This window comes from Methylobacterium sp. ARG-1 (genome assembly GCF_001262595.1).
Classification (GTDB): domain Bacteria; phylum Pseudomonadota; class Alphaproteobacteria; order Rhizobiales; family Beijerinckiaceae; genus Methylobacterium; species Methylobacterium brachiatum.
On sequence record NZ_LHCD01000011.1, the window covers coordinates 1 to 18,676 of the forward strand.

The following is an 18,676-nucleotide window of genomic DNA, read 5'->3' on the forward strand; positions in this document are numbered from 1 at the left end:
GCTCGGCCTCCGGCGGCTTCGCGGCGGGCGCGGGTGCAGGCTCGACGGCCGGTGTGGCGGTGGATCGGGCGAGCGCCGGGGCAGGAGCCGACACCGGCATCGGCACCGGAACGGGCGCGGGAGAAGGATCCAGGGCGGGTTCGCGGGCGGGCTCGGGCGCGTCCAGCGGCGCCAGGGTCAGCACCATATCGTCGCGCACGAACAGGAAGACGTCCTCGATCGCTTCGCGGGTCGCGCCCCCGCGGAGCGTGACGTCCCAGCCGAGCGCCAGGCTCTCCGGGTCGAGGCCGGCGAGGTCGGGCAGGTCCGCGACGCGCGGCACGACCGTGCAGGGGCCGAGTTCGCGCAGCTCGTCGAGCAGGGCCAGCGGGTTCGTGCCGTTGCGCAGCACGTCCGGGGCAAAGGCAATCCCGATCCGCCAGCCTTCGGTCGCGGGATCCGGGCTCGGCCCTTCGGCCGCCAGCTCGGTTTCGGGCGCCTCCTTCGCGCGGCTGATCAGGCGCTCGAGCTCGGCCAGGATCGCCTCGCCGATCACCGGGGCGGTGGCGTCGGGATCCTCGATCAGCGTGCGGATAAAGTCCTTGGCCGACAGCGACACGTTGACCAGGTCGGCGCTGGTCGGGACCTCGCCGCGGCGGACGAGGTCGAAGGCGGTTTCGAAATCGTGCGTGAAGGCGGCGACCCGGTCGAAGCCGAACATCGCCCCCGATCCCTTGATCGTGTGCAGGGCCCGGAACGCCGTGTCGATCAGCGCCGAATCGTCTGGCCGGTCGCCGAGGTCGAGCAGCGTCGTCTCCAGCCGATCGAGAAGCTCGTTGGCCTCGGCCAGAAACACCGCGCGCGGATCGTGATCAGTCATCGTCGAGCGGATCCCGTTGCACCGTCTTTCAGGAACCGGGGCACTTCCGCACCCGGCCCGGGCGCCGACCCGAGGCTAGATCTCGCGATCCTGCCGGCCGACGCCCGATCGACCGAAGACTCGGTCCATCACACGGGAATGACACTACCTTAAAACCGTTAAAAAGTGAAGACCTGATCTGAGTTAAAAGTTCTTTACTCCTAATTTTTTCAGAATCCGGACCCATCCAATCCTAGAATAAACAATATATACCAATCTTTTATCCTTTTATAACCACCACATATGGCAGTTTATACTTACTCGTTGTGCGAAAACAGCGACAATTCGGAATTTATCGAATAGGTTTTCCGGATATTCTGCTGAATGCGTTCGATGCACTGCAAAATCCGCCTCCGGATCAGAACAGATCCACCCCGGCCATGGGATCATCATCCGCATCCGACGCCGGCGCCGCGGTGCCGAGCAGGCGGCGGGACAACCGCTCCCGGACCTCACCCAGGGTGCAACCGGCGATCAATGCCACGGCCCAGTCGCGCTCCGCCTCGGCCCGGCGGTCCGGCTCGGCCTGCAAGGCGCGCAGGATCGCCTGCAGGTTCTGCATGCGCTGCTTGGCGAGATCCTGGAACTGCATGGCCACGATCGCGCCCGAGACGTCCTGGGTGATCGCCTCGGTGGTCTGCACGGTCTGGCTCAGCACGCCGGCGAACCGCGAGCTCTGCTCGACCAGAGCCTGCATCACCATGCGGACCCGGGCGTCGGCGTTGCGGCTCTCCTCCGACATGTCGATGGTGGCGATGTCGTGCAGGAGCGCGTGGCTGCTGCGCAGGCCGCCCGCGATCGAGCCGATCTGCTGCTTGATCACCCCGGACAGGGCGTTGATCGCGCCGGCCAGGCTGCGGACCTCGTCGGCCACCACCGCGAAGGCCCGCCCGGCCTCCCCGGCCCGGGCAGCCTCGATCTTGGCGTTCAAAGCCAGCAGGTTGGTCTGGCGGTTGATCTTCTCGATCTCGGCGACGCTGCCGTCTACCGAGGACAATTCGCCCAGCACGCCGTTCAGCGCGCTCTCCATGGTCGCGCCGCGGGACGACATGAAGCCGATCTTGTCGTTGAGCATCGCGAGGATCTCGCCGAGCGCCGTGGCGACCTCGGCGAGCGGCCGCTCGGCCCCGTCGATCCGCACCGACTGGATCGCCGTCACCAGCCCCTGCACGATCTCCGACTGCCCCCGGGTGGTCGTGGCGATGCGCTGGAACCGGTCCGACAGGCCGTGGACGTCGGTCTCGACATCCGCCGAGATAATCCCGAGTTCGTCGATCAGGACGTCAAGGGTCTTGCGCTGGACCTCGGACAGGCCGAGCCGGGCCTGGATCACATCCGCGGCCCCAAGCGGGGGCACCGGCACGGCCGGCACGGGGGACGCCTCCCGGTCGAGGTCGAGCGCCGCGAGCGAATCCGATGCAGCCTCGTGATCCGACTTCAGATTCGCACGCCCCCAGAAGGCCATCGATAGGTATTCCTTGGACTCTGTCAGATCTTGCCGGGGACAGGCTCGAACGCACGACTGTGAACCCCCGGTGCCTAGGCCAGTCATCTGAATGAACAGTTATGACCGAGGCAATATGCGCAGCCGATCACACGGATTATGCGACCCACACCACGCGGAGATTGCGGATATATTTCGATCCGCGAATATCAATGCTTTCGGCGTTCTTGGGTCAAAATGCGATCGAATACCAGCAAGTGTCGATTTTCTTGCCGGTAAATTCACCAATCAGCTTTTACAATACAAAATGGTACACCAGGCGCACCTCGGCAGTTTTCAACAGGAAACCCGAGGCCAAGGGTCGGACAACGTCCCTCGCTATGATCAGCTCAAGGGAAACTTAACGGCCGCGAATCTTAAAGAGATCGACTACAGCCCGTCTGGCCGTGCAACCGCAACGGATTCCTCATGGCCGAACCCGCCACCCTCACCCTGCCGCCGGAATGCACGCTCCGGACGGCGCAGGCCCTCCAGGCCGACCTGCTGGCGGCGCTCGACGGCGCGCCCGGCCTCCTGCTGGATTGCGCGGCGGTCGAGAAGGTCGACGTCACCTTCGTCCAACTCGTGGTCGCGGCCGCCAAGTCGGCCGGCGCGCGCGGCGCCACCCTCGACCTGACCAACCCGCCCGACGCGGTCGCGGCGGCCTTCCGGCGCGCCGGCTTCACGCCGCACGCCCCGTTCACGGCGGATTCCGCCTCAGCCCTCTGACCTCAACACCGGATTCCCTTCATGGCCACCGTACTCGCCGTCGACGATTCGCCCAGCATCCGCCAGATGATCAAGATCGTGCTGGGCCCCGCCGGCCACACGGTGATCGAGGCCGAGGACGGCGCCGAAGGCCTCGCCAAGGCCAAGGCCGAGACGATCAACCTGGTGATCACCGACCTCAACATGCCGGTGATGAACGGCATCGAGATGATCAAGCAGCTGCGCACGGTGCCGTCCTGCGCGGGCGTGCCAATCCTGTTCCTGAGCACCGAATCGGACGACAGCATCAAGCAGCAGGCGAAATCCGCCGGCGCCACCGGCTGGATCACCAAGCCGTTCAAGCCGGAGCAGCTCCTGGCGGTGGTCTCGAAGCTGATCCGGGCCTGAAGTCGGGCCGCCCGGGCGGGTTCACGCAGCGCGGGATCGGCCCCGGGGGGGGCTCTCCCATGCAGGCTGAAAAGTACTCACCTCGCACCGCGTAGGGCCTAACGCGCACTCGCTCGTGCGGGAGAGCCCCCCGCATCACGCGGTGAAAGAATCCGGCATCCGCGAGCCCGCATCGAAGATCAGACACGGCGTAGCCCGACGGCCCGATATTCGCGCCTCTATCGGCGCTGAAGAGCGCGCCATTGGGATCGAATATCCTGTCCAAGAGGAGATGATCTGTAACCGAACGTACGAACCCTGCGCCCGCGCCCCAAAACGCCCTCAAACCCGGTCATTCCGTCTAAATCCGCACAAACGTGTGGATGAGCACCGCAGCGGCAACGTGGGACCGGAACGGGACCCCTACCGGCACGTTGACCGGCGCCATCAGGATACGAGAACGGCGTCTCACACAGTTCGGCACAGCGGGTCGGGTACAGAATGGGCGGTCAGCCACCAGGGTCCGGAACGGCTGCGTCGCAGGCGACGGACCCCGCGGGGGATCCGGGCCGAGGGGCGTCGGAAGCGGGGTCCATCGCGTTGAGCGACAGCTTCCGGCGCTTCGCCGACGTGGTGCCGCTGATGCTGTGGCGCTCCGATGAGCACGGCCACGCGGTCCACCACAACGAGTGCTGGCTCGACTTCACCGGGCGCCCGCTCGAGGAGGAGCTGCGCCTCGGCTGGCGCAGTGGGCTTCACCCCGAGGATTTCGAGCGCCACGCCCGGATCGTGGCCGAGGCCTTCGCCGCGCAGGCGCCGTTCTCCGTGGAATTCCGCCTGAAGCGGCATGACGGCGTCTACCGCTGGCTGCTCGACACTGCCCGCCCGCTGGTCGAGGACGGCCGGTTCCAGGGCTATCTCGGCTCCTGCTTCGACATCACCGACCGCAAGCATGCCGAGGAGCATATCGAGCAGGCGCTGGCCGAGAAGGAGGCGCTGCTCGCCGAGGTCTATCACCGGGTGCGCAACAACCTGCAGGTGATGGTCAGCCTGATCGGCCTCTACGGACGCGCCGCCCCGGACCCGTGCCGCGGCAGCTTCGAGGCGCTCGGCCAGCGGGTGCGGGCGATCGCGCTGGTGCAGCAGCACCTGCACGAGGCACCCCATATCGCGTCGATCGACCTGCATGATTACCTCCACCGCCTGGCCTCGGGCCTCGGGCAGCTCCGGCGCGCCGGGCGGATTAGCGTCCAGGTCGGCGGCTCCGGGACCGGGCTGGTCGAGCCGCGCACCGCCAACGCGCTTGGCATGATCGTCGCCGAGATCGTGGCCGAGTGCCTCGACGCCACCGCCGAGCACGTCGCCTGCTCCATCGTCATCGAGATCGACTCCGCCGCGGGGCATCCGCTGCGGGTCTCGATCGTCTCCGGGGTGAGCGAGATGGCGGCCACCGGACGGTCCAACGTGCCCAATCTCGGGCCGCGCCTGATCGCCGCCTACGCGGCCCAGGCCGAGATCCAGGTGACGGGCGATGCCAGCACCGCCGCGCCCCTGATCCTGACCCTGCCGCCGACGCAGCCGCCGGAGGCGTGATCTCCGGCGCCGCGCCCCCTGGCGATTTGCGATGGAGTCGCCAGATTTTCGCCAGGGCTCTATAGCGGCCCCGGCCCACCCCAAATCCGGTCCCTCATGGTTCCCCCGATCGACACCATCGTCGAGAATTTCGCCTTCATCGACGATTGGGAAGAGCGTTACCGCTACCTCATCGAGCTCGGGCGCGCCCTGCCGCCCCCGGACCCGGAGCTTCACGCCGAGGCCAACAAGGTCCAGGGCTGCGCCAGCCAGGTCTGGATCGACCTCGACGTCGACCGCTCGGATGCGGAGCCCCGCCTGCGCATGCGCGGCGACAGCGACGCCCATATCGTGCGTGGGCTGGTGGCCCTGATGATCGCCCTGTTCGACGGCAAGCCGTTGCGCGAAGCCGCCGAGACCGACGCCTTCGCGCTCTACACCAAGCTGGGCCTGGGCGAGCACCTGACCCCGCAGCGCTCCAACGGCGTCCGCGCCATGGCCGACCGGGTGCACCGCGACGCGGTGCGGTTCCTGCAGGTCGAGGGATAGGGCGCCGTCGGTTTCGCGATGGCGCCTCGCCCGAAGCGCTAGATTGCCGCCGCGGGGTCGGTCTCGTCGCCGTCCGGCGTGGGGCGGCGGGTCCGGGGACGGCGGTCGAGGAGGGAGCGCCCCAGGGCACGCAGCGGCGCGGTCAGCCGCCGGGCATCCTCGGCGCGCTCCATCAGGCGCTCGCCGTTTCGGATCTCCTTGTCCAGCTTGGCCATGGTCCGGGCGAGCGCCGGGTCGTCGTCCTCGAGCCAGACCTGCGTCACGCGGGCGAAGGCGATCACCACGCCCTGGAGCTTGAGCTGGCCCAGCGGGCCTTCGGTGTCGATCCCGGCCGCCGCCAGCATGTAGCGGTGGGAGTTCAGCATCACGCTGTTCAGCGCCAGCATCGACAGCGGTTCGCCACGCAGGGCGTAGGCGATCCGGCGCAAAGCCGGCTTGTAGGGCGTCATCGCGTCGAGCCGGCGCATCAGCACGTCGAACAGGCGCTCGCGGGTCGGCTCCTCTTCGAGGCCCGAGATGTCCCCTTCGAGAACCTTCCGGTCGATGATCCGGGTGAGGCCGCCCAGAACCGCGCCCTTCGAGGGGAACAGGTCGCGCAACTCGGCGAGCGTCAGGCCGGCCTCGCGGGCGATATCGCCGATCTCGATGTCGTTCCAGGGCTGCTCGGCGGCCAGGCGCATCAGGGCCTCGACCGCGGCCTCGCGGGGCGGCAGCTTCGGCGGGCTCTCGGCCTGCGCAGCGGCGTCCTGGGCCGTGTCGGCCTGATTCGTGTCGTCCTGCACGGCACCGGCAACCTTGCGGGTGCGCTTCGACGGGGCTCTGGTCTCGGTCATGGGTCTGTCGCCCGCTCCTGTCGGTCGTCGGCTCTCATGTAGGAAAGGCGGCGGCGATGGGCAGGGCCGTCGCGCGGCGATGCCGCACGGATGTCAGCCGGCGAGCTCGGCCGCCCGGCGCCGTGCCGCCGCCACGGCCGCGCGCAGGAGCGGCGCCAGGCCGTCCGGCCGCATCAGCACGTCGAGGGCCGCCGCCGTGGTCCCGCCCGGGGAGGTGACGTTGCGGCGCAGCTCGGCCGCGGCCTCCGGGCTTGCCTCCAGCAGCGCGCCGGCACCCGAGACGGTGGCCCGGGCCAGGGCCTGCGCCACCGAAGGCTCGAGCCCCTCGGCGATCCCGGCCTCGGCCAGGGCCTCGACCAGCAGGAAGACATAGGCCGGCCCGGAGCCTGAGACCGCGGTCACGGCATCGATCTGCGCCTCGTCGGCGAGCCAAGCCACGGTGCCGTTGGCGGCGAACAAGGCGTCGGCCGCGTCGCGCTGCGCCGGCGTCACCTCCGCATTCGCGCAGGCGCCGGTGGCGCCCCGGCCGATGCTCGCCGGCAGGTTCGGCATGGCCCGGACCACGGCGCGGGCCCGGGGCAGCCAGGCGCGCAGATCCGCGATGGTCTTGCCCGCCAGGATCGACACCAGCAGCGTATCGGGGCCGACGAGCCGGTCGAGGCCGGGGGCTGCCGCCTCCAGGCCCTGCGGCTTGATCGCCAGGACCATCACCGCCCCGGGCTCGGGCTCCGTCGGGTTCAGCCGGATGCCGTGCCGGGCGCAGAGATCCACGATCGGGCGGGCGGGCACCGGGTCGATGATCGTGGTGGCGCGGGGATCGAGGCCCGCGTCGAGCCAGCCCGCCAGCATCGCGCCGCCCATCTTGCCGGCCCCGGCGAGAACCAGGGAGGCGGGCATCCGCGTCGAGGTCGGGGCCGCCGTCACGCCTCGCCTTCGGTCTCGAACAGCACGGCGTCCAGCGCCTCGCGGGCACTCTTGCCGGCCCAGAGCACGAACTGGAACGCCTGGAAGTAGCGCTCGCAGGCATCCACGGCGGTCTTCATCATGGTGGCGCATTGCGGATGGGTCGGCACCGCGCCGCCCGCCAGCAGCAGCGCGTGCCGGAACATCACCACGCTGTCGCTCGACCACAGGTCGAAATGGCCGATCCAGAGCTGCTCGTTGATCATCGCGATCAGCCGCAGCACCTCGGTCCGCTGCCGCTCCGGTACCTTCAGGTCGAAGGCGCAGGCCACGTGCAGGGCCTCGACATCCTCGATCCAGGTGAAGGCCACATGGTAATCGGTCCAGCGGCCGGGGCTGGTGATCGACATCTCGTCGGTCTCAGCCCGGTCGAAGATCCAGTCGCGCAGGGACGCCAAACGCTCGACGACGTCGAGCGGATGCTCGTTCCGGTCAGGGTCGTGGAAGTCGACGTGGAGAAGCGGCATGACGATCCAAAAGGACGGCCCGGAATCGACCCGGACCGACGTGACGGGGACGCGAGAAGAGTGCGAGAACACTCCGAGAACTTGATACGACCGGCGACGACAGGCCGGGGTTGACGCGATCGACTGTCGAAGCTCTGCGGACATCGCCCCGCAGCCGCCGAATCACCCTATGCCTGACTATAGACCGGCCGTGACTCGCGACACAAAGTGCAGGTCACGCTCGGTGAACAGGAAACGAAATCATCGGCTGCGCTTCCTGTGCAAAAGCCTGAAGCGTTGCCGTCCGGACTCAGACGGCCTCGCTGAGCCCCGCGGCGCCGGCCCCGGCGCTGCCCTCCCGGGCCTCCAGGGCGGCCACACGGGCGGCGAGCGCCTCGTTCTGGGCGCGGAGATTGGTCACCATATCGCGCAGCACGTCGAGCTCCTCGCGGGAGGCGATGTCGAGGTCGCGGACGAGACGCTCGACCTGCGCCTTGACCACCGTCTCGGCCTCGCGGCGCACGCCCTGGGCGGCGCCGGCCGCATCGGTCATCAGGCGGGCGAGATCGTCGAACAGTCGGTTCGAAGGGGGCATCGTGGTCTCCCGGATCGGCCGGCTACCGTTCGGCGGCCTGACTGCGCGATTCAGGGTGACGAGATAGGAATCCGCGGGGTGCGGAGCAACGCCCGAAACGCGGCCCGGACACGGAAGCGGGGCCCGAAGGCCCCGCCCGTCGCAATCACATGCGGCGCATCATCCGACGGTGCATCATCTTGCGGTGCATGTGCCGGTGCATCATCCGGCGCTCCATGCGCCGATGCATCATGCGGCGCTCCATCGGGGTCAGGCGGACCTGCGTCACAGCGTCGGGCGCCGTGATGCCCGAGGGGAGGCCGGGGGCGGCGCTGGCGGGCTGGACGAGGGCAGCACCGCCCAGCGAGGCCAGCACGGCGAAGGCGAAGGTCAGTTTCCTCACGAGGAGACTCCAATGTTCTGATGTCCGGGCATGACGCCCGGTTCATCCTCCCAAACGGGAGGTCCGGAGAGTCGTCTCGTGCCGGTGAGGGCACGGCGGGCCCGCGAGGACCCGCCGCCATCAACTTCTGGGTTAGAGATTCGTTTCCTCGAACGCCTTCACCCATTCGGCGCAGATGCCGGACCGGACGATGTCGTCGCGGGTGAACTCGACCACGGGGATCGGCATCATCCGGCTCTTGATCAGGTGCATGACCGTGCGCAGGCCAGAGGTCTCGCGCAGGTCAGTCTGGGAGACGTCGCCGTTGATGATGACCTGGCAATCGTCGCCGATCCGGGTCAGGAACATCTTGATCTCGGCCGTGGTGGTGTTCTGCGCCTCGTCGAGGATCACCAGGCAGTTCTTGAAGGTGCGCCCGCGCATCACCTCGAACGGCACGATCTCGATGTCGCCGGTCTTGAGCGCGATCTCGAAGGCGGCCTGGCCCATCCGCTCCTTCATGGCCTCGGTGAGCGGGGCGACCCAGGGCGCGATCTTCTCCTCGAGGGTGCCGGGGAAGAAGCCGAGCGAGCGGCCCGAGGGCACGTTCGGGCGGGTGATCACGACCTTGGAGATGCGGCGCTGGCGGAGCTGGTCGGCGGCGCGGGTCCCGGCGATGTAGGTCTTTCCGGTGCCGGCGGGGCCGAGGACGATCACCTGAGGGGAGCTGGCCAGGGCGTCGAGATACTCGGCCTGGCGCTCGGTGAGCGGCTGTATCGGGCTGAGGTTGCGCTCTTCGTCGAAGCGGGTGCGATGAATACGGGGCGTGCGGTCTTCAACCAGTTCAAGTCGTGTGCGGCGTCTCTTCATGGATCAACACTCCAACGGGACTTGCCAACCTGGATCTGTCGATGAACTGCCGTTTACCTTGCTGCTCCCGGATTTATTATATTACGCAACTAATTCCGGCGCCATGCCGAAGGTTCCACCCCGTGCTATTCGCCTGTGGAGAGCGTCACGCCGCCTCGCCCGGGGTCGAATACGCAGTGCAAGCGTCGCACCAACGCGATTCGCACCCGACGATTGCGCGGCGGGTGTGACTAGGGGGTGACGGTTGGTGCTGCGGTGCAGAAAAAGCCGGCTGGCTGGCAAGGCTGCATCAGGCCGATAGCCGGGGACACGGGGTGACGCGGCATCCTGCACGACCGCGATCCTCTCCGCCCGCACGGGCGAAGCCGGCCGACCCTGCCGCCCTGAAACGTCCGGGCTTGATCGGCGGGACCCGCTTCATCCAGGCTGGATGAAGCTGTCGAGAACCATTTTCCGGCCGGCTTTATCGAAGTCAACGGTGAGCTTGTTGCCGTCGACGCCGGCGACGGTCCCTGGGCCGAACTTCATGTGGAAGACCCGCTGGCCGTCCTGGAACGCGGAGGGCGCGCCGGTCGACTTGGCGATCAGCTCGCCCTCGATCTGGCGCGGCCCGCCGGACCGGCCGCCCGGGGCGCTGCCGAAGCCGGACCGGTTGCCAGAGCCCGCGGCGGTGTTGGCCTGGGCGCGTTGCCAGCCGGGCGTGCCGTAGCTCGAGCCGAACGGCGTCGGGTTGCGGTCGAACCGCGAGGCGCCGGCCGAGAAATGCGCGGGCGCCTCGACCACGTCGACGGCCGAGTCCGGTAATTCGTCGATGAACCGGGACGGGATGGTCGAGGACCACAGGCCGTGGATCCGCCGGTTGACCGCAAACGACAGCTTAGCGCGCTTGCGCGCCCGGGTCAGACCCACATGGGCGAGGCGCCTCTCTTCTTCCAGACCGGCCCGGCCGCTCTCGTCGAGCGCCCGCTGGTTGGGGAACAGGCCGTCCTCCCAGCCGGGGAGGAACACGGTGTCGAATTCCAGCCCCTTGGCGGCGTGGAGCGTCATCAGCGAGACCCGCTCGGCACCCTCGGCCTCGGAGGCCTCCATCACCAGGGAGACGTGCTCCAGGAAGGCCGCCATGTCGGGGAATTCTTCCATGGAACGGACGAATTCCTTCAGGTTCTCCAGGCGGCCGGCGGCGTCGGCGGACCGGTCCTTCTGCCACATCTCGGTGTAGCCGGATTCCTCCAGGATGGTCTGGGCGACCTCGCTGTGCGGCTGCGTCTCGATGAGGCGGGCCCAGCGGGAGAAGCTCTCGGTCAGCGCCCGCAGGGTCGCGCGGACCCGGGGCTTCAGCTCGTCGGTCTCGCACAGGCGCTGGGCGGCGATCAGCAGCGGCAGGCGGTTGGCGCGGCCGTAGGTGTGGAGCTGCTGCAGGGTGGCGTCGCCCAGGCCGCGCTTGGGCGTGTTCACGATCCGCTCGAAGGCGAGGTCGTCGCTGACATTCATGGTGACGCGCAGGTAAGCCAGCGCGTCGCGGATCTCGGCCCGCTCGTAGAAGCGCGGGCCGCCGATCACCCGGTAGGGCAGGCCGAGCTGGACGAAGCGATCCTCGATCTCGCGCATCTGCGCCGAGATCCGCACCAGCACGGCGATCTCCGAGAGGGGATGCTGCTTGGCCTGCAGGGATTCGATCGACTCGGCGAGCTGGCGCGCCTCTTCCTCGGAATCCCAGGCGCCGGTCACGGTGACGCGCTCGCCCGGCTCGTCCTCGGTGCGCAGGGTCTTCCCCAGCCGGCTCTCGTTCTTGGCGATCAGGCCCGAGGCGGCGGCCAGGATATGGCCGGTGGAGCGGTAGTTGCGCTCCAGGCGCACCACCACGGCGCCCGGGAAATCGTGCTCGAAGCGCAGGATGTTGTCGACCTCGGCGCCGCGCCACCCGTAGATCGACTGGTCGTCGTCGCCCACGCAGGCGATGTTTTTTCGTGATTGCGCAAGCAGCCTGAGCCACAGGTACTGGGCGACGTTGGTGTCTTGGTACTCGTCCACCAGGATGTAGCGAAAGCGTTCCTGATAGCTTTCGAGGATATCTTTGTTCTCACGCCAGAGCTTGAGGCAAAGTAACAAAAGATCGCCGAAATCGACGGCGTTGAGCGTCGCGAGCCGGGCCTGGTAGGCGGCGTAGAGCGCGCCGCCCTTGCCGAACGCGAAGGAGGTCGCCTCGCCCGGCGGCACCTGCTCGGGGCCGAGGCCGCGGTTCTTCCAGCCGTCGATCGTGTGGGCCAGAGCCCGGGCCGGCCAGCGCTTCTCGTCGATGTTCTGGTCGGCGATCACCTGCTTCATCAGGCGCAGCTGGTCGTCGGTACCCAGGATCGTGAAGTCCGACTTCAGCCCCACCAGCTCGGCATGGCGCCGCAGGATCTTGGTGCCGATGGCGTGGAACGTGCCGAGCCAGGGCATGCCCTCCCCGGCCGGGCCGATCAGCGCGCCGATCCGGTGCTTCATCTCCCGGGCGGCCTTGTTGGTGAAGGTCACCGACAGGATGTCGTAGGGGCGGGCGCGGCCGGTGGCGATCAGGTGGGCGATCCGGGTGGTCAGCACCCGGGTCTTGCCGGTGCCGGCCCCGGCCAGAACCAGCACCGGACCCTCCGTCGCCTCGACGGCGCGGCGCTGCTCGGGGTTGAGCCCTTCCAGATAGCTGGCGGCGTCCCGCCGGAGGGCGCCCATGGCGCGGGCGGCGATGGAGGTCGGAGCGCCGTCCCCGGCGGGCTGCGCGTGCGGGCCATTCTGCATTCCGCCTCCCTGGACCAAATCGCGAACGGCGTCGAGGGTGTTCAGCTCGGCGCGGCCCTCTGGCGCCGTCCGGGACTTATCGTGCTATGGCCGGTCGCAGGTTGCCCAGGGGGGCACGCGACGGCGGGGCATCACGGTGCCGCGACCGCGCGGGGTGGTTCGCGGAACGGTGAGCGTGCGTGATCTTCTGACCGCGCTGGCGGGCGCCGTCATCCTGGTTCTCGTCGCGGCGCTGGCCGTCCCGCCCGTCATCGATTGGCAGGCCCAACGCGGCCTCGTCGACCGGGCGCTCGCCCGGTCCCTGGACGTTCCGGTCCGGACCGACGGCCGAATCGAGGTGCGGCTCCTGCCCTCGCCGCGGCTGCGCATCGACCGGCTGCATATCGGCACCGACCCGAACCGGCCGACCCTGGATGCCCGCTTCGTCAAGGCCGAGGTCGCGCTGGCGCCGCTCCTGAAGGGCGAGTTCCGCTTCACCGAGACGCGGGTGGGCCGCGCCGAGATCAAGCTCCCGGTGGCGGCGAGCGACGCCGTGCGGATCCCGCCCGACCTCGGCGAGGCCCTGCGCGCCCGCGACTTCGCCATCGAGGACCTGCACGTCCAACAATTCCTCGTGACCACGCAGGTGCCGGCCACCGGCCGGACCGACCAGCTCTATGTCCAGGACCTGCACCTGCAGACCCCCGCCCTGATCGGGCCGTGGCGGGTGGAGGGCACGAGCGGCGGCGTCCCGTTCCGGGCGGTCAGCGGCACGCCGGGGGCCGACGGGCGGCTCGCCGTGAAGATCGTGGGCGGGGGCGACGCGCATCCGCGCTTCGAGGCGGATGCGCGCCTGGGCCTCGTGCCCAACGATGCCGACGGGACGACGCTGATCGAATCCGAAGGCTCGGCCCGCCTCGTGGTCGGGCCGCCGACCCAGGCGGCCGGCCCCTATCTGCCGTTCTCGCTGGGCGGGACGTTCAAGGCCCGCGGCGCGCAGGTGCGGTTCGAGGGTGTCGAACTCGCGATCGATCCGGGCGGGCGCGCCCTGCGGTTCGCCGGCACCGGCCGGCTCGATCTGCGCCAATGGCGCGCCAGCCTGAACCTGGAGGGCCGCCGCCTCGACCTCGACGCCTTCCTGACCTCGCCCGAGGGCCAGAACCTGATCGCCCGCGGCGTCCCGGATCTCGGGCGCGGCCTGCCGGCGATGCTCGACCTCGATCTCGCGGTGGGCAGCCTGGTGCTCGGCGGCGACGAATGGTCGAACCTGGCGCTCGCCGGCACCGTCGAGCGCACGGGCGGCCTGCTGCTGCGCCGCCTGTCCGCGGTCGGCCCCGGCGACGCAACCTTGAATGTCACCGGCCAGATCGAGGCGGCACCGTTCCGCCTCACCGGCCCGGTGGCGTTGAATGCCCCCGATTCCGAGCCGCTCGGGCGCTACCTGCGCCGGCTCGGCCTGGAGGGGCCGCTGACCGCGCTCCTCGACGGGCGCCGGATCGAGGCGGCCGCCGACCTGTCCGCGGCGGCCTCCAGCCTGTCCCTGCGCAACCTGCGCCTCGGCCTCGGGCCGGCGCGCATCACCGGCAATGCCCGATACACCGCCGCGGAGGCGGGCTCGCGCGGGCGCTTCGACGCCCAGATCCGCGCCAGCGGCATCGACATCGCCGCCCTGCCGCCTCTGGGCACAACCCTCGGCAGCCTGCGCGACCACGACCTCGCCCTGACCCTCGAGGCCAAGGACGTGCGCTACGGCCCGGCCGGCTCGGGCAACGGCACGATCGCGGCGAGCATCCAGTCGGACGGGTCGAGCCTCGTGGTCGACAGCCTCGACGTGGCGGATCTGGCGGGGGCCAGCGCGAAACTGTCCGGGCGGATCAGCGCGGACGGGACCGGCCGCGTCTCCGGGCGGCTGAAGGCCCCGGTGGCGGCGCCGCTGCTCGGCCTGCTCGAGCGGGTCTGGCTCGGCGAGATCCGCCTGCTGCCCGCCTTCCTGCGCGAGGCGCCCCTCGACCTCGCCGTCACCCTGGACCGGGAAGGCGGCGCGGCCGATGCCCTGCGCAGCCAGGCCCGGGGCAATGCCGGCGGCGGCACCCTCGACCTGACGCTCGCGAGCCGCGGGACGCAGATCGAGGGCGGCACCGCGACGCTCACCGCAGCCCGGGCCGGCATCTGGTTCGGGCGCACCGACATCGCCGGCCTGCAGCAGCCCGCCGAACTGCATCTGAACGCCGAGCGGCCGGAGGCCGACACCCTCGCGCTGACCGTCAACGGCACGATCGCCGGCCTCAAGCTCGCCACCGCCCGGCCGATCCTGATCGGCGCCGACGCGCTGCCGAATGCCGGCGAGATCCGGGCCGACACCGCCGACCTCGCCCCGTTCCTGACCCTGGCCGGCGCCGCCCGGCTCAGCCCCGGCGCTTGGCCGGCCGACTTGACCTTCGTGCTGGCCAAGGATGCCGGCGACATCGCCGCCGACACCGCCGGCAGGATCGCCGGCACCGCTTTGAGCGGCAAGGTTTTGCGGGCGCCGGGCGGAGCGCTCCGGGGGCGCCTCAGCCTCGACCGCCTGTCGGTGCCGCAACTGGCCACAGCTCTGCTGCTGCCGCCGGACCCGGCCAAGGGCGACCGCTTCGGGCCCGCGCCGCAGCCCATCGCGCCGCTCGCCCTCGATGCCCGGGTCGCGAGCCTCGATCTCGGCCGCGGCCTCACCGCTACGGAGGCGAACCTCGCCCTCGGCCTGGCCGACGGCGCCCTGACCCTGCGCAACCTCACGGCCAAGCTCGCCGGCGGGCGGATCGCCGGCTCGGCCACGCTCACCCGGCGGGGGGCCGAGGCAACGGTCTCCGGCGAGGGCGCGCTCGACGACGTCGCGCTCGCCACCCTGGCGGGGTCCAGCCCGATCGGCGGGCGCCTGACCGCCTCCCTGCGCTTCACCACCCAGGCGGAGACCGCCCCGGGCCTCGCCGACACCCTGTCCGGCAGCGGCAGCCTCACGCTCAAGGACCTGAGCGTCCCGCAGGCCGACCCGTCGGCCCTGGGCCGTGCCCTCACCCGAGCGGTGGAGATCGACGACCCCTTGCGCGAGGGGCGGCTGCAGGCCCTGGTGGCCGAGGAACTCGCCAAGGGCGGCGCGCAGGCGAAGGCGCCGGCAAGCAGCCCGGCCACCATCGTCGGCGGGATCCTGCGGGCCGGCCCCCTCAACCTCGATTTCGGGGCCGCCCGCTGGTCCGGCACCCTCGGCTACGACCTGCGCGGCAACCGCCTCGATGCCCGCGGATTCCTGTCCGGCGGCCCGGTTCCCCGGGGCTGGAGCGCCGGCGCGCCCTCCGTCCAGCTCGGCTTCACGGGCTCCCTCGGAGCGCCCGAGTCCGTCCTCGATGTCAGCGCCCTGTCGAGCGGGCTCGCCGCCTTCGTGCTCCAGCGCGAGCTGGAGACCATCGAGCTGACCGAGGCCGACCAGGTCGAGCGCCAGCGCCGCCGGGCCCGGATCGAGATGGACCGCGCCCGCGCCGCGGCCCTCAAGGCCGCCGCCGAGAAGGCGGCCGCCGAGGAAGCCGCCCGGCAGGCCCGGGCGCGGGCGCAGAGCGAGGGCACGGCCGAGGGGCAGCCAGGCGCCCCGGAGGCCGCGCAGCCCTCGAGCAGGCCCTGATCGCGGCATCGGACGTTTTGGCCTGGATCGCCGGTCCCGTCCTCGGACGGGCGAAGCGCGGCGGCCGACGCGGCGAAAATCCCACCCTCTCCCTTCATCCTGAGGTGCCGGAGCGCAGCGGAGGCCTCGAAGGAGCCTCCAGCCAAGCGCGCGATCCCTGGAGGGCTCCTTCGAGGCCGCTGCGCGGCACCTCAGGATGAGGCAAGTGGGTGGGATGGGCCGATCAGACGAGACGCAGGCCGCCGGTGCCGACCGTTTATCCGCCTCTCGACGCTCCCTACGCCTGCCCCACCGCCATCAGCGCGAAGGCGTAGATCAGCGCCACCTCCTCCAGCCGGTCGAAGCGGCCGGCGGCGCCGCCGTGACCGGCCTCCATGTTGATGCGCAGGAGGATCGGGCCGCCGCCGGTCATGGTGGCGCGCAGGCGGGCGACCCATTTCGCCGGCTCCCAGTAGGTCACCCGCGGGTCGGTGAGGCCGCCCAGCGCGAGGATTGCCGGGTAGTCCTTGGCGGCAACGTTGTCGTAGGGCGAGTACGACAGGATCGTCTCGAACGCGGCGATGCTCTCGGCCGGGTTGCCCCATTCGGGCCATTCCGGCGGGGTGAGCGGCAGTTCCGCGTCCAGCATGGTGTTGAGCACGTCCACGAACGGCACGTCGGCGACGATGCCGGCGAACAGCTCCGGGGCGAGGTTGGCGACCGCGCCCATCAGCATGCCGCCGGCCGATCCGCCATGGGCGACGATGCGCTTCTCCGCCGTGTAGCCGGCCGCGATCAGCGCCCGCCCGCAGGCGATGAAATCCGTGAAGGTGTTGGGCTTCTTCTCGCGCTTGCCGTCGAGATACCAGCGCCAACCCTTCTCGGTGCCGCCGCGGACATGCGCGATGGCGTAGACGAAGCCGCGATCGACCAGGCTCAGCAGGTTGGTCCGGAAGCCCGCCGGCATCAGCGTCCCGTAGGAGCCGTAGCCGTAGAGCAGGAGCGGCGCGGAGCCGTCGAGCGCAAGGCCCCGGCGGTGCAGGAGCGAGATCGGTACCTGCTCGCCGTCCGGCGCGGTCGCGAACAGCCGGCGGGTGACGTAGGCGGCCGGATCGTGCCCGCTCGGGACGTGCTGGCGCTTGCGCAGGGTCCGGCCACGGCTATCGCAGGCATAGTCCCAGGTCTCGGACGGCGTCGTCATGGACGAGTAGACGAAGCGGATCGTCGCCGTGTCGAATTCGTGCCCGCCCCGCAGGCCCAGCGCGTAGGCCTCCTCGGGGAAGGCGACGCTGTGCTCGGACTCGTCGGCGAGGTCGCGCACGATGATCCGCGGCCGGGCATTCTCGACCTCGAGGCGGATCAGGTGGCCGGCCAGCAGGTGCAGGTGGCGGATCATCACCCCGGGCCGGTGGGGCACGAGGTCGGTCCAGTTCGCCCGGCCCGGATCGTCCAGGGGGGCGGTGACGATCTTGAAGTCCTCGGCGCCGTCCGCGTTGGTCCGGATGTAGAGCCGGTCGCCGCGATGCTCGACGTCGTAGATCAGCAGCGGCTCGCGGGGCTGGACCAGCCGCAGGGCGGCCGAGGGCGCGTGCCGGTCGAGGAGCCGGATTTCGGAGGTCTCGTGGTCGCTCGCGGTCACGTCCAGGAAGGCGCCGGACTGGGTGCGGCCGATATGGACGAAGTAGCCGGCATCCGGCTCGGTGTAGACGGTCTCGTCGGCCGATTGCGCGGTGCCGAGGCGGTGGCGCATGACCTTGGCGGGCCGGTGGTTGGCATCGAGGGCCACGTACCAGAAGCTGTGCCCGTCCGCGGCCCAGACAGCCTCGCCGGAGGTCGCCTCGACCCGGTCCTCAAGGTCGAGGCCGGTGGCGAGGTCGCGGACCTTGATCGTGTAGAGTTCCGAACCCTTGGTGTCGGCGCTCCAGGCGAGCAGCCCGTGGTCGTCGGAATGGACCGCGGCGGCGATCTCGAAGAACGGCAGGCCCTCGCCCTCGCGGTCGCCGTCGATCAGGATCGTCTCGTCCGGGTCGGCGCCGGAATCCGGCACGTTCGGCGACGTGGACGGCCGCCGGCAGACCAGCGGGTGCTGCCCGCCCTCGCGGTGGCGGGTGTAATAGGCATAGGGCCCGTCGGGATCGGGCACGCCGCTCTCATCCTCCTGGATGCGGCCGCGCATCTCGGAGACCAGGGCCTTGCGCAGGTCGGCGCTGCCGGCGAGCGCGGCTTCCGCGTAGGCGTTCTCGGCCTTGAGGTAAGCGGCGATGTCCTCGGGAAGCGCGGCCGGGTCCTTCAGGACCGCCTGCCAGTTCTCCGCCTTCAACCATGCGTAGTCGTCGACGATCTCCCGTCCGTGGACGCTGAAGCGCCGCGGCCGGGGTTCGGCCACCGGTGCTTCGGTCCGGTGAGCATGAAAGCCGCGCCCGATCTCCGTCATCGTATCTCCCGCCGGGTCCTGTCCGCCCGGTCCGGGCGCCCGGTCCTGGCATGTGTCGCGCCCGGGGCCGCGACGCAAGCCGCCGCGACGCCGGAGCGGGCCGCTGCCAACTTTAAGTTCGATCGAAGCAAGATCGCATCTACTTCTGGATGGAAAATCTGGTTCAATAGTGTCCGGGATCGAACGGATCGAGCA

General features: G+C 70.1%; 15 protein-coding genes. 5 read left to right on the top strand and 10 right to left on the bottom strand.

The genetic code is table 11. The features are described from left to right. Together AKJ13_RS12510 and AKJ13_RS12515 are read right to left on the bottom strand one after the other, a co-directional pair. Window positions 1–859: Hpt domain-containing protein (locus AKJ13_RS12510; RefSeq protein ID WP_200905619.1), on the bottom strand; the 859-nt coding region annotated here is incomplete at its 3' end. A gap of 397 nt (window positions 860–1,256) precedes the next feature. Continuing rightward, window positions 1,257–2,363: a methyl-accepting chemotaxis protein gene (locus tag AKJ13_RS12515; protein ID WP_050733642.1), complete on the bottom strand. Its 1,107-nt coding sequence runs from the start codon at window positions 2,361–2,363 to the stop codon at window positions 1,257–1,259. A 447-nt stretch (window positions 2,364–2,810) separates the two neighbouring features. On the opposite strand from AKJ13_RS12515, the gene AKJ13_RS12520 reads away from it, so the two are divergent. The 4 genes from AKJ13_RS12520 (at window position 2,811) to AKJ13_RS12535 (ending at window position 5,597) form a co-directional block, all read left to right on the top strand. Beyond that, a complete protein-coding gene (locus AKJ13_RS12520; RefSeq protein ID WP_050733643.1) occupies window positions 2,811–3,110 on the top strand; it encodes an STAS domain-containing protein in 300 nt (99 codons plus the stop codon). Window positions 3,111–3,131: 21 nt separating this feature from the next. Beyond that, window positions 3,132–3,497 carry a response regulator gene (locus tag AKJ13_RS12525; protein WP_050733644.1) on the top strand — a complete coding sequence of 122 codons (366 nt, stop codon included), beginning with the start codon at window positions 3,132–3,134 and terminating at the stop codon, window positions 3,495–3,497. 480 nt (window positions 3,498–3,977) lie between these two features. Further along, window positions 3,978–5,069: a histidine kinase dimerization/phosphoacceptor domain -containing protein gene (locus tag AKJ13_RS12530; protein WP_200905620.1), complete on the top strand. Its 1,092-nt coding sequence runs from the start codon at window positions 3,978–3,980 to the stop codon at window positions 5,067–5,069. 96 nt (window positions 5,070–5,165) lie between these two features. After that, entirely contained in the window at window positions 5,166–5,597 is a 432-nt protein-coding gene (locus AKJ13_RS12535; RefSeq protein ID WP_050733645.1) for a SufE family protein, read from the top strand. A 38-nt stretch (window positions 5,598–5,635) separates the two neighbouring features. Here the strand turns inward: AKJ13_RS12535 and AKJ13_RS12540 are convergent, their stop codons facing one another. The 7 genes from AKJ13_RS12540 to AKJ13_RS12570 all read right to left on the bottom strand — a co-directional run bounded on the left by AKJ13_RS12540 (window position 5,636) and on the right by AKJ13_RS12570 (window position 12,440). Beyond that, window positions 5,636–6,430 carry a TetR/AcrR family transcriptional regulator gene (locus AKJ13_RS12540; RefSeq protein WP_200905621.1) on the bottom strand — a complete coding sequence of 265 codons (795 nt, stop codon included), beginning with the start codon at window positions 6,428–6,430 and terminating at the stop codon, window positions 5,636–5,638. Between the two features lie 93 nt (window positions 6,431–6,523). Continuing rightward, window positions 6,524–7,327: a pyrroline-5-carboxylate reductase gene (gene proC, locus AKJ13_RS12545; RefSeq protein ID WP_144426243.1), complete on the bottom strand. Its 804-nt coding sequence runs from the start codon at window positions 7,325–7,327 to the stop codon at window positions 6,524–6,526. Between the two features lie 23 nt (window positions 7,328–7,350). Continuing rightward, a complete protein-coding gene (locus AKJ13_RS12550) occupies window positions 7,351–7,860 on the bottom strand; it encodes a YbjN domain-containing protein (RefSeq protein WP_007569163.1) in 510 nt (169 codons plus the stop codon). Window positions 7,861–8,149: 289 nt separating this feature from the next. Then, window positions 8,150–8,434, bottom strand: coding sequence for an accessory factor UbiK family protein (locus tag AKJ13_RS12555; protein ID WP_007569164.1), 285 nt, complete (start codon window positions 8,432–8,434; stop codon window positions 8,150–8,152). 145 nt (window positions 8,435–8,579) lie between these two features. Further along, the gene (locus AKJ13_RS12560; protein WP_007569165.1) at window positions 8,580–8,816 is read right to left on the bottom strand and encodes a hypothetical protein; all 237 of its coding nucleotides are present in this window, start codon (window positions 8,814–8,816) and stop codon (window positions 8,580–8,582) included. Between the two features lie 132 nt (window positions 8,817–8,948). After that, window positions 8,949–9,665 (bottom strand): PhoH family protein, encoded by a 717-nt coding sequence (locus AKJ13_RS12565; RefSeq protein WP_050733647.1) that lies wholly within the window; start codon window positions 9,663–9,665, stop codon window positions 8,949–8,951. Window positions 9,666–10,082: 417 nt separating this feature from the next. After that, window positions 10,083–12,440, bottom strand: coding sequence for a UvrD-helicase domain-containing protein (locus AKJ13_RS12570; protein WP_050733648.1), 2,358 nt, complete (start codon window positions 12,438–12,440; stop codon window positions 10,083–10,085). A gap of 175 nt (window positions 12,441–12,615) precedes the next feature. Here AKJ13_RS12570 and AKJ13_RS12575 point away from each other — a divergent pair, with 175 nt between their 5' ends. Continuing rightward, on the top strand, window positions 12,616–16,068 hold the full coding sequence (locus AKJ13_RS12575; RefSeq protein ID WP_050733649.1) for an AsmA-like C-terminal region-containing protein: 3,453 nt from the start codon (window positions 12,616–12,618) through the stop codon (window positions 16,066–16,068). A gap of 277 nt (window positions 16,069–16,345) precedes the next feature. Here AKJ13_RS12575 and AKJ13_RS12580 read toward each other — a convergent pair whose 3' ends face one another. Further along, window positions 16,346–18,481, bottom strand: a complete 2,136-nt coding sequence (locus AKJ13_RS12580) for a S9 family peptidase (RefSeq protein ID WP_050733650.1) — start codon at window positions 18,479–18,481, stop codon at window positions 16,346–16,348. Between the last annotated feature and the right edge of the window lie 195 nt (window positions 18,482–18,676).

What these genes read in the sequence shown, in the direction of transcription:
- AKJ13_RS12525 (WP_050733644.1), top strand. Translation starts at nt 3,132, where the DNA reads ATGGCCACCGTACTCGCCGTCGACGATTCGCCCAGCATCCGCCAGATG.
- AKJ13_RS12550 (WP_007569163.1), bottom strand. Translation starts at nt 7,860, where the DNA reads ATGCCGCTTCTCCACGTCGACTTCCACGACCCTGACCGGAACGAGCAT.
- AKJ13_RS12565 (WP_050733647.1), bottom strand. Translation starts at nt 9,665, where the DNA reads ATGAAGAGACGCCGCACACGACTTGAACTGGTTGAAGACCGCACGCCC.
- AKJ13_RS12580 (WP_050733650.1), bottom strand. Translation starts at nt 18,481, where the DNA reads ATGACGGAGATCGGGCGCGGCTTTCATGCTCACCGGACCGAAGCACCG.
- AKJ13_RS12540 (WP_200905621.1), bottom strand. Translation starts at nt 6,430, where the DNA reads ATGACCGAGACCAGAGCCCCGTCGAAGCGCACCCGCAAGGTTGCCGGT.
- AKJ13_RS12555 (WP_007569164.1), bottom strand. Translation starts at nt 8,434, where the DNA reads ATGCCCCCTTCGAACCGACTGTTCGACGATCTCGCCCGCCTGATGACC.
- AKJ13_RS12570 (WP_050733648.1), bottom strand. Translation starts at nt 12,440, where the DNA reads ATGCAGAATGGCCCGCACGCGCAGCCCGCCGGGGACGGCGCTCCGACC.
- AKJ13_RS12535 (WP_050733645.1), top strand. Translation starts at nt 5,166, where the DNA reads ATGGTTCCCCCGATCGACACCATCGTCGAGAATTTCGCCTTCATCGAC.
- proC (WP_144426243.1), bottom strand. Translation starts at nt 7,327, where the DNA reads ATGCCCGCCTCCCTGGTTCTCGCCGGGGCCGGCAAGATGGGCGGCGCG.
- AKJ13_RS12530 (WP_200905620.1), top strand. Translation starts at nt 3,978, where the DNA reads ATGGGCGGTCAGCCACCAGGGTCCGGAACGGCTGCGTCGCAGGCGACG.
- AKJ13_RS12520 (WP_050733643.1), top strand. Translation starts at nt 2,811, where the DNA reads ATGGCCGAACCCGCCACCCTCACCCTGCCGCCGGAATGCACGCTCCGG.
- AKJ13_RS12515 (WP_050733642.1), bottom strand. Translation starts at nt 2,363, where the DNA reads ATGGCCTTCTGGGGGCGTGCGAATCTGAAGTCGGATCACGAGGCTGCA.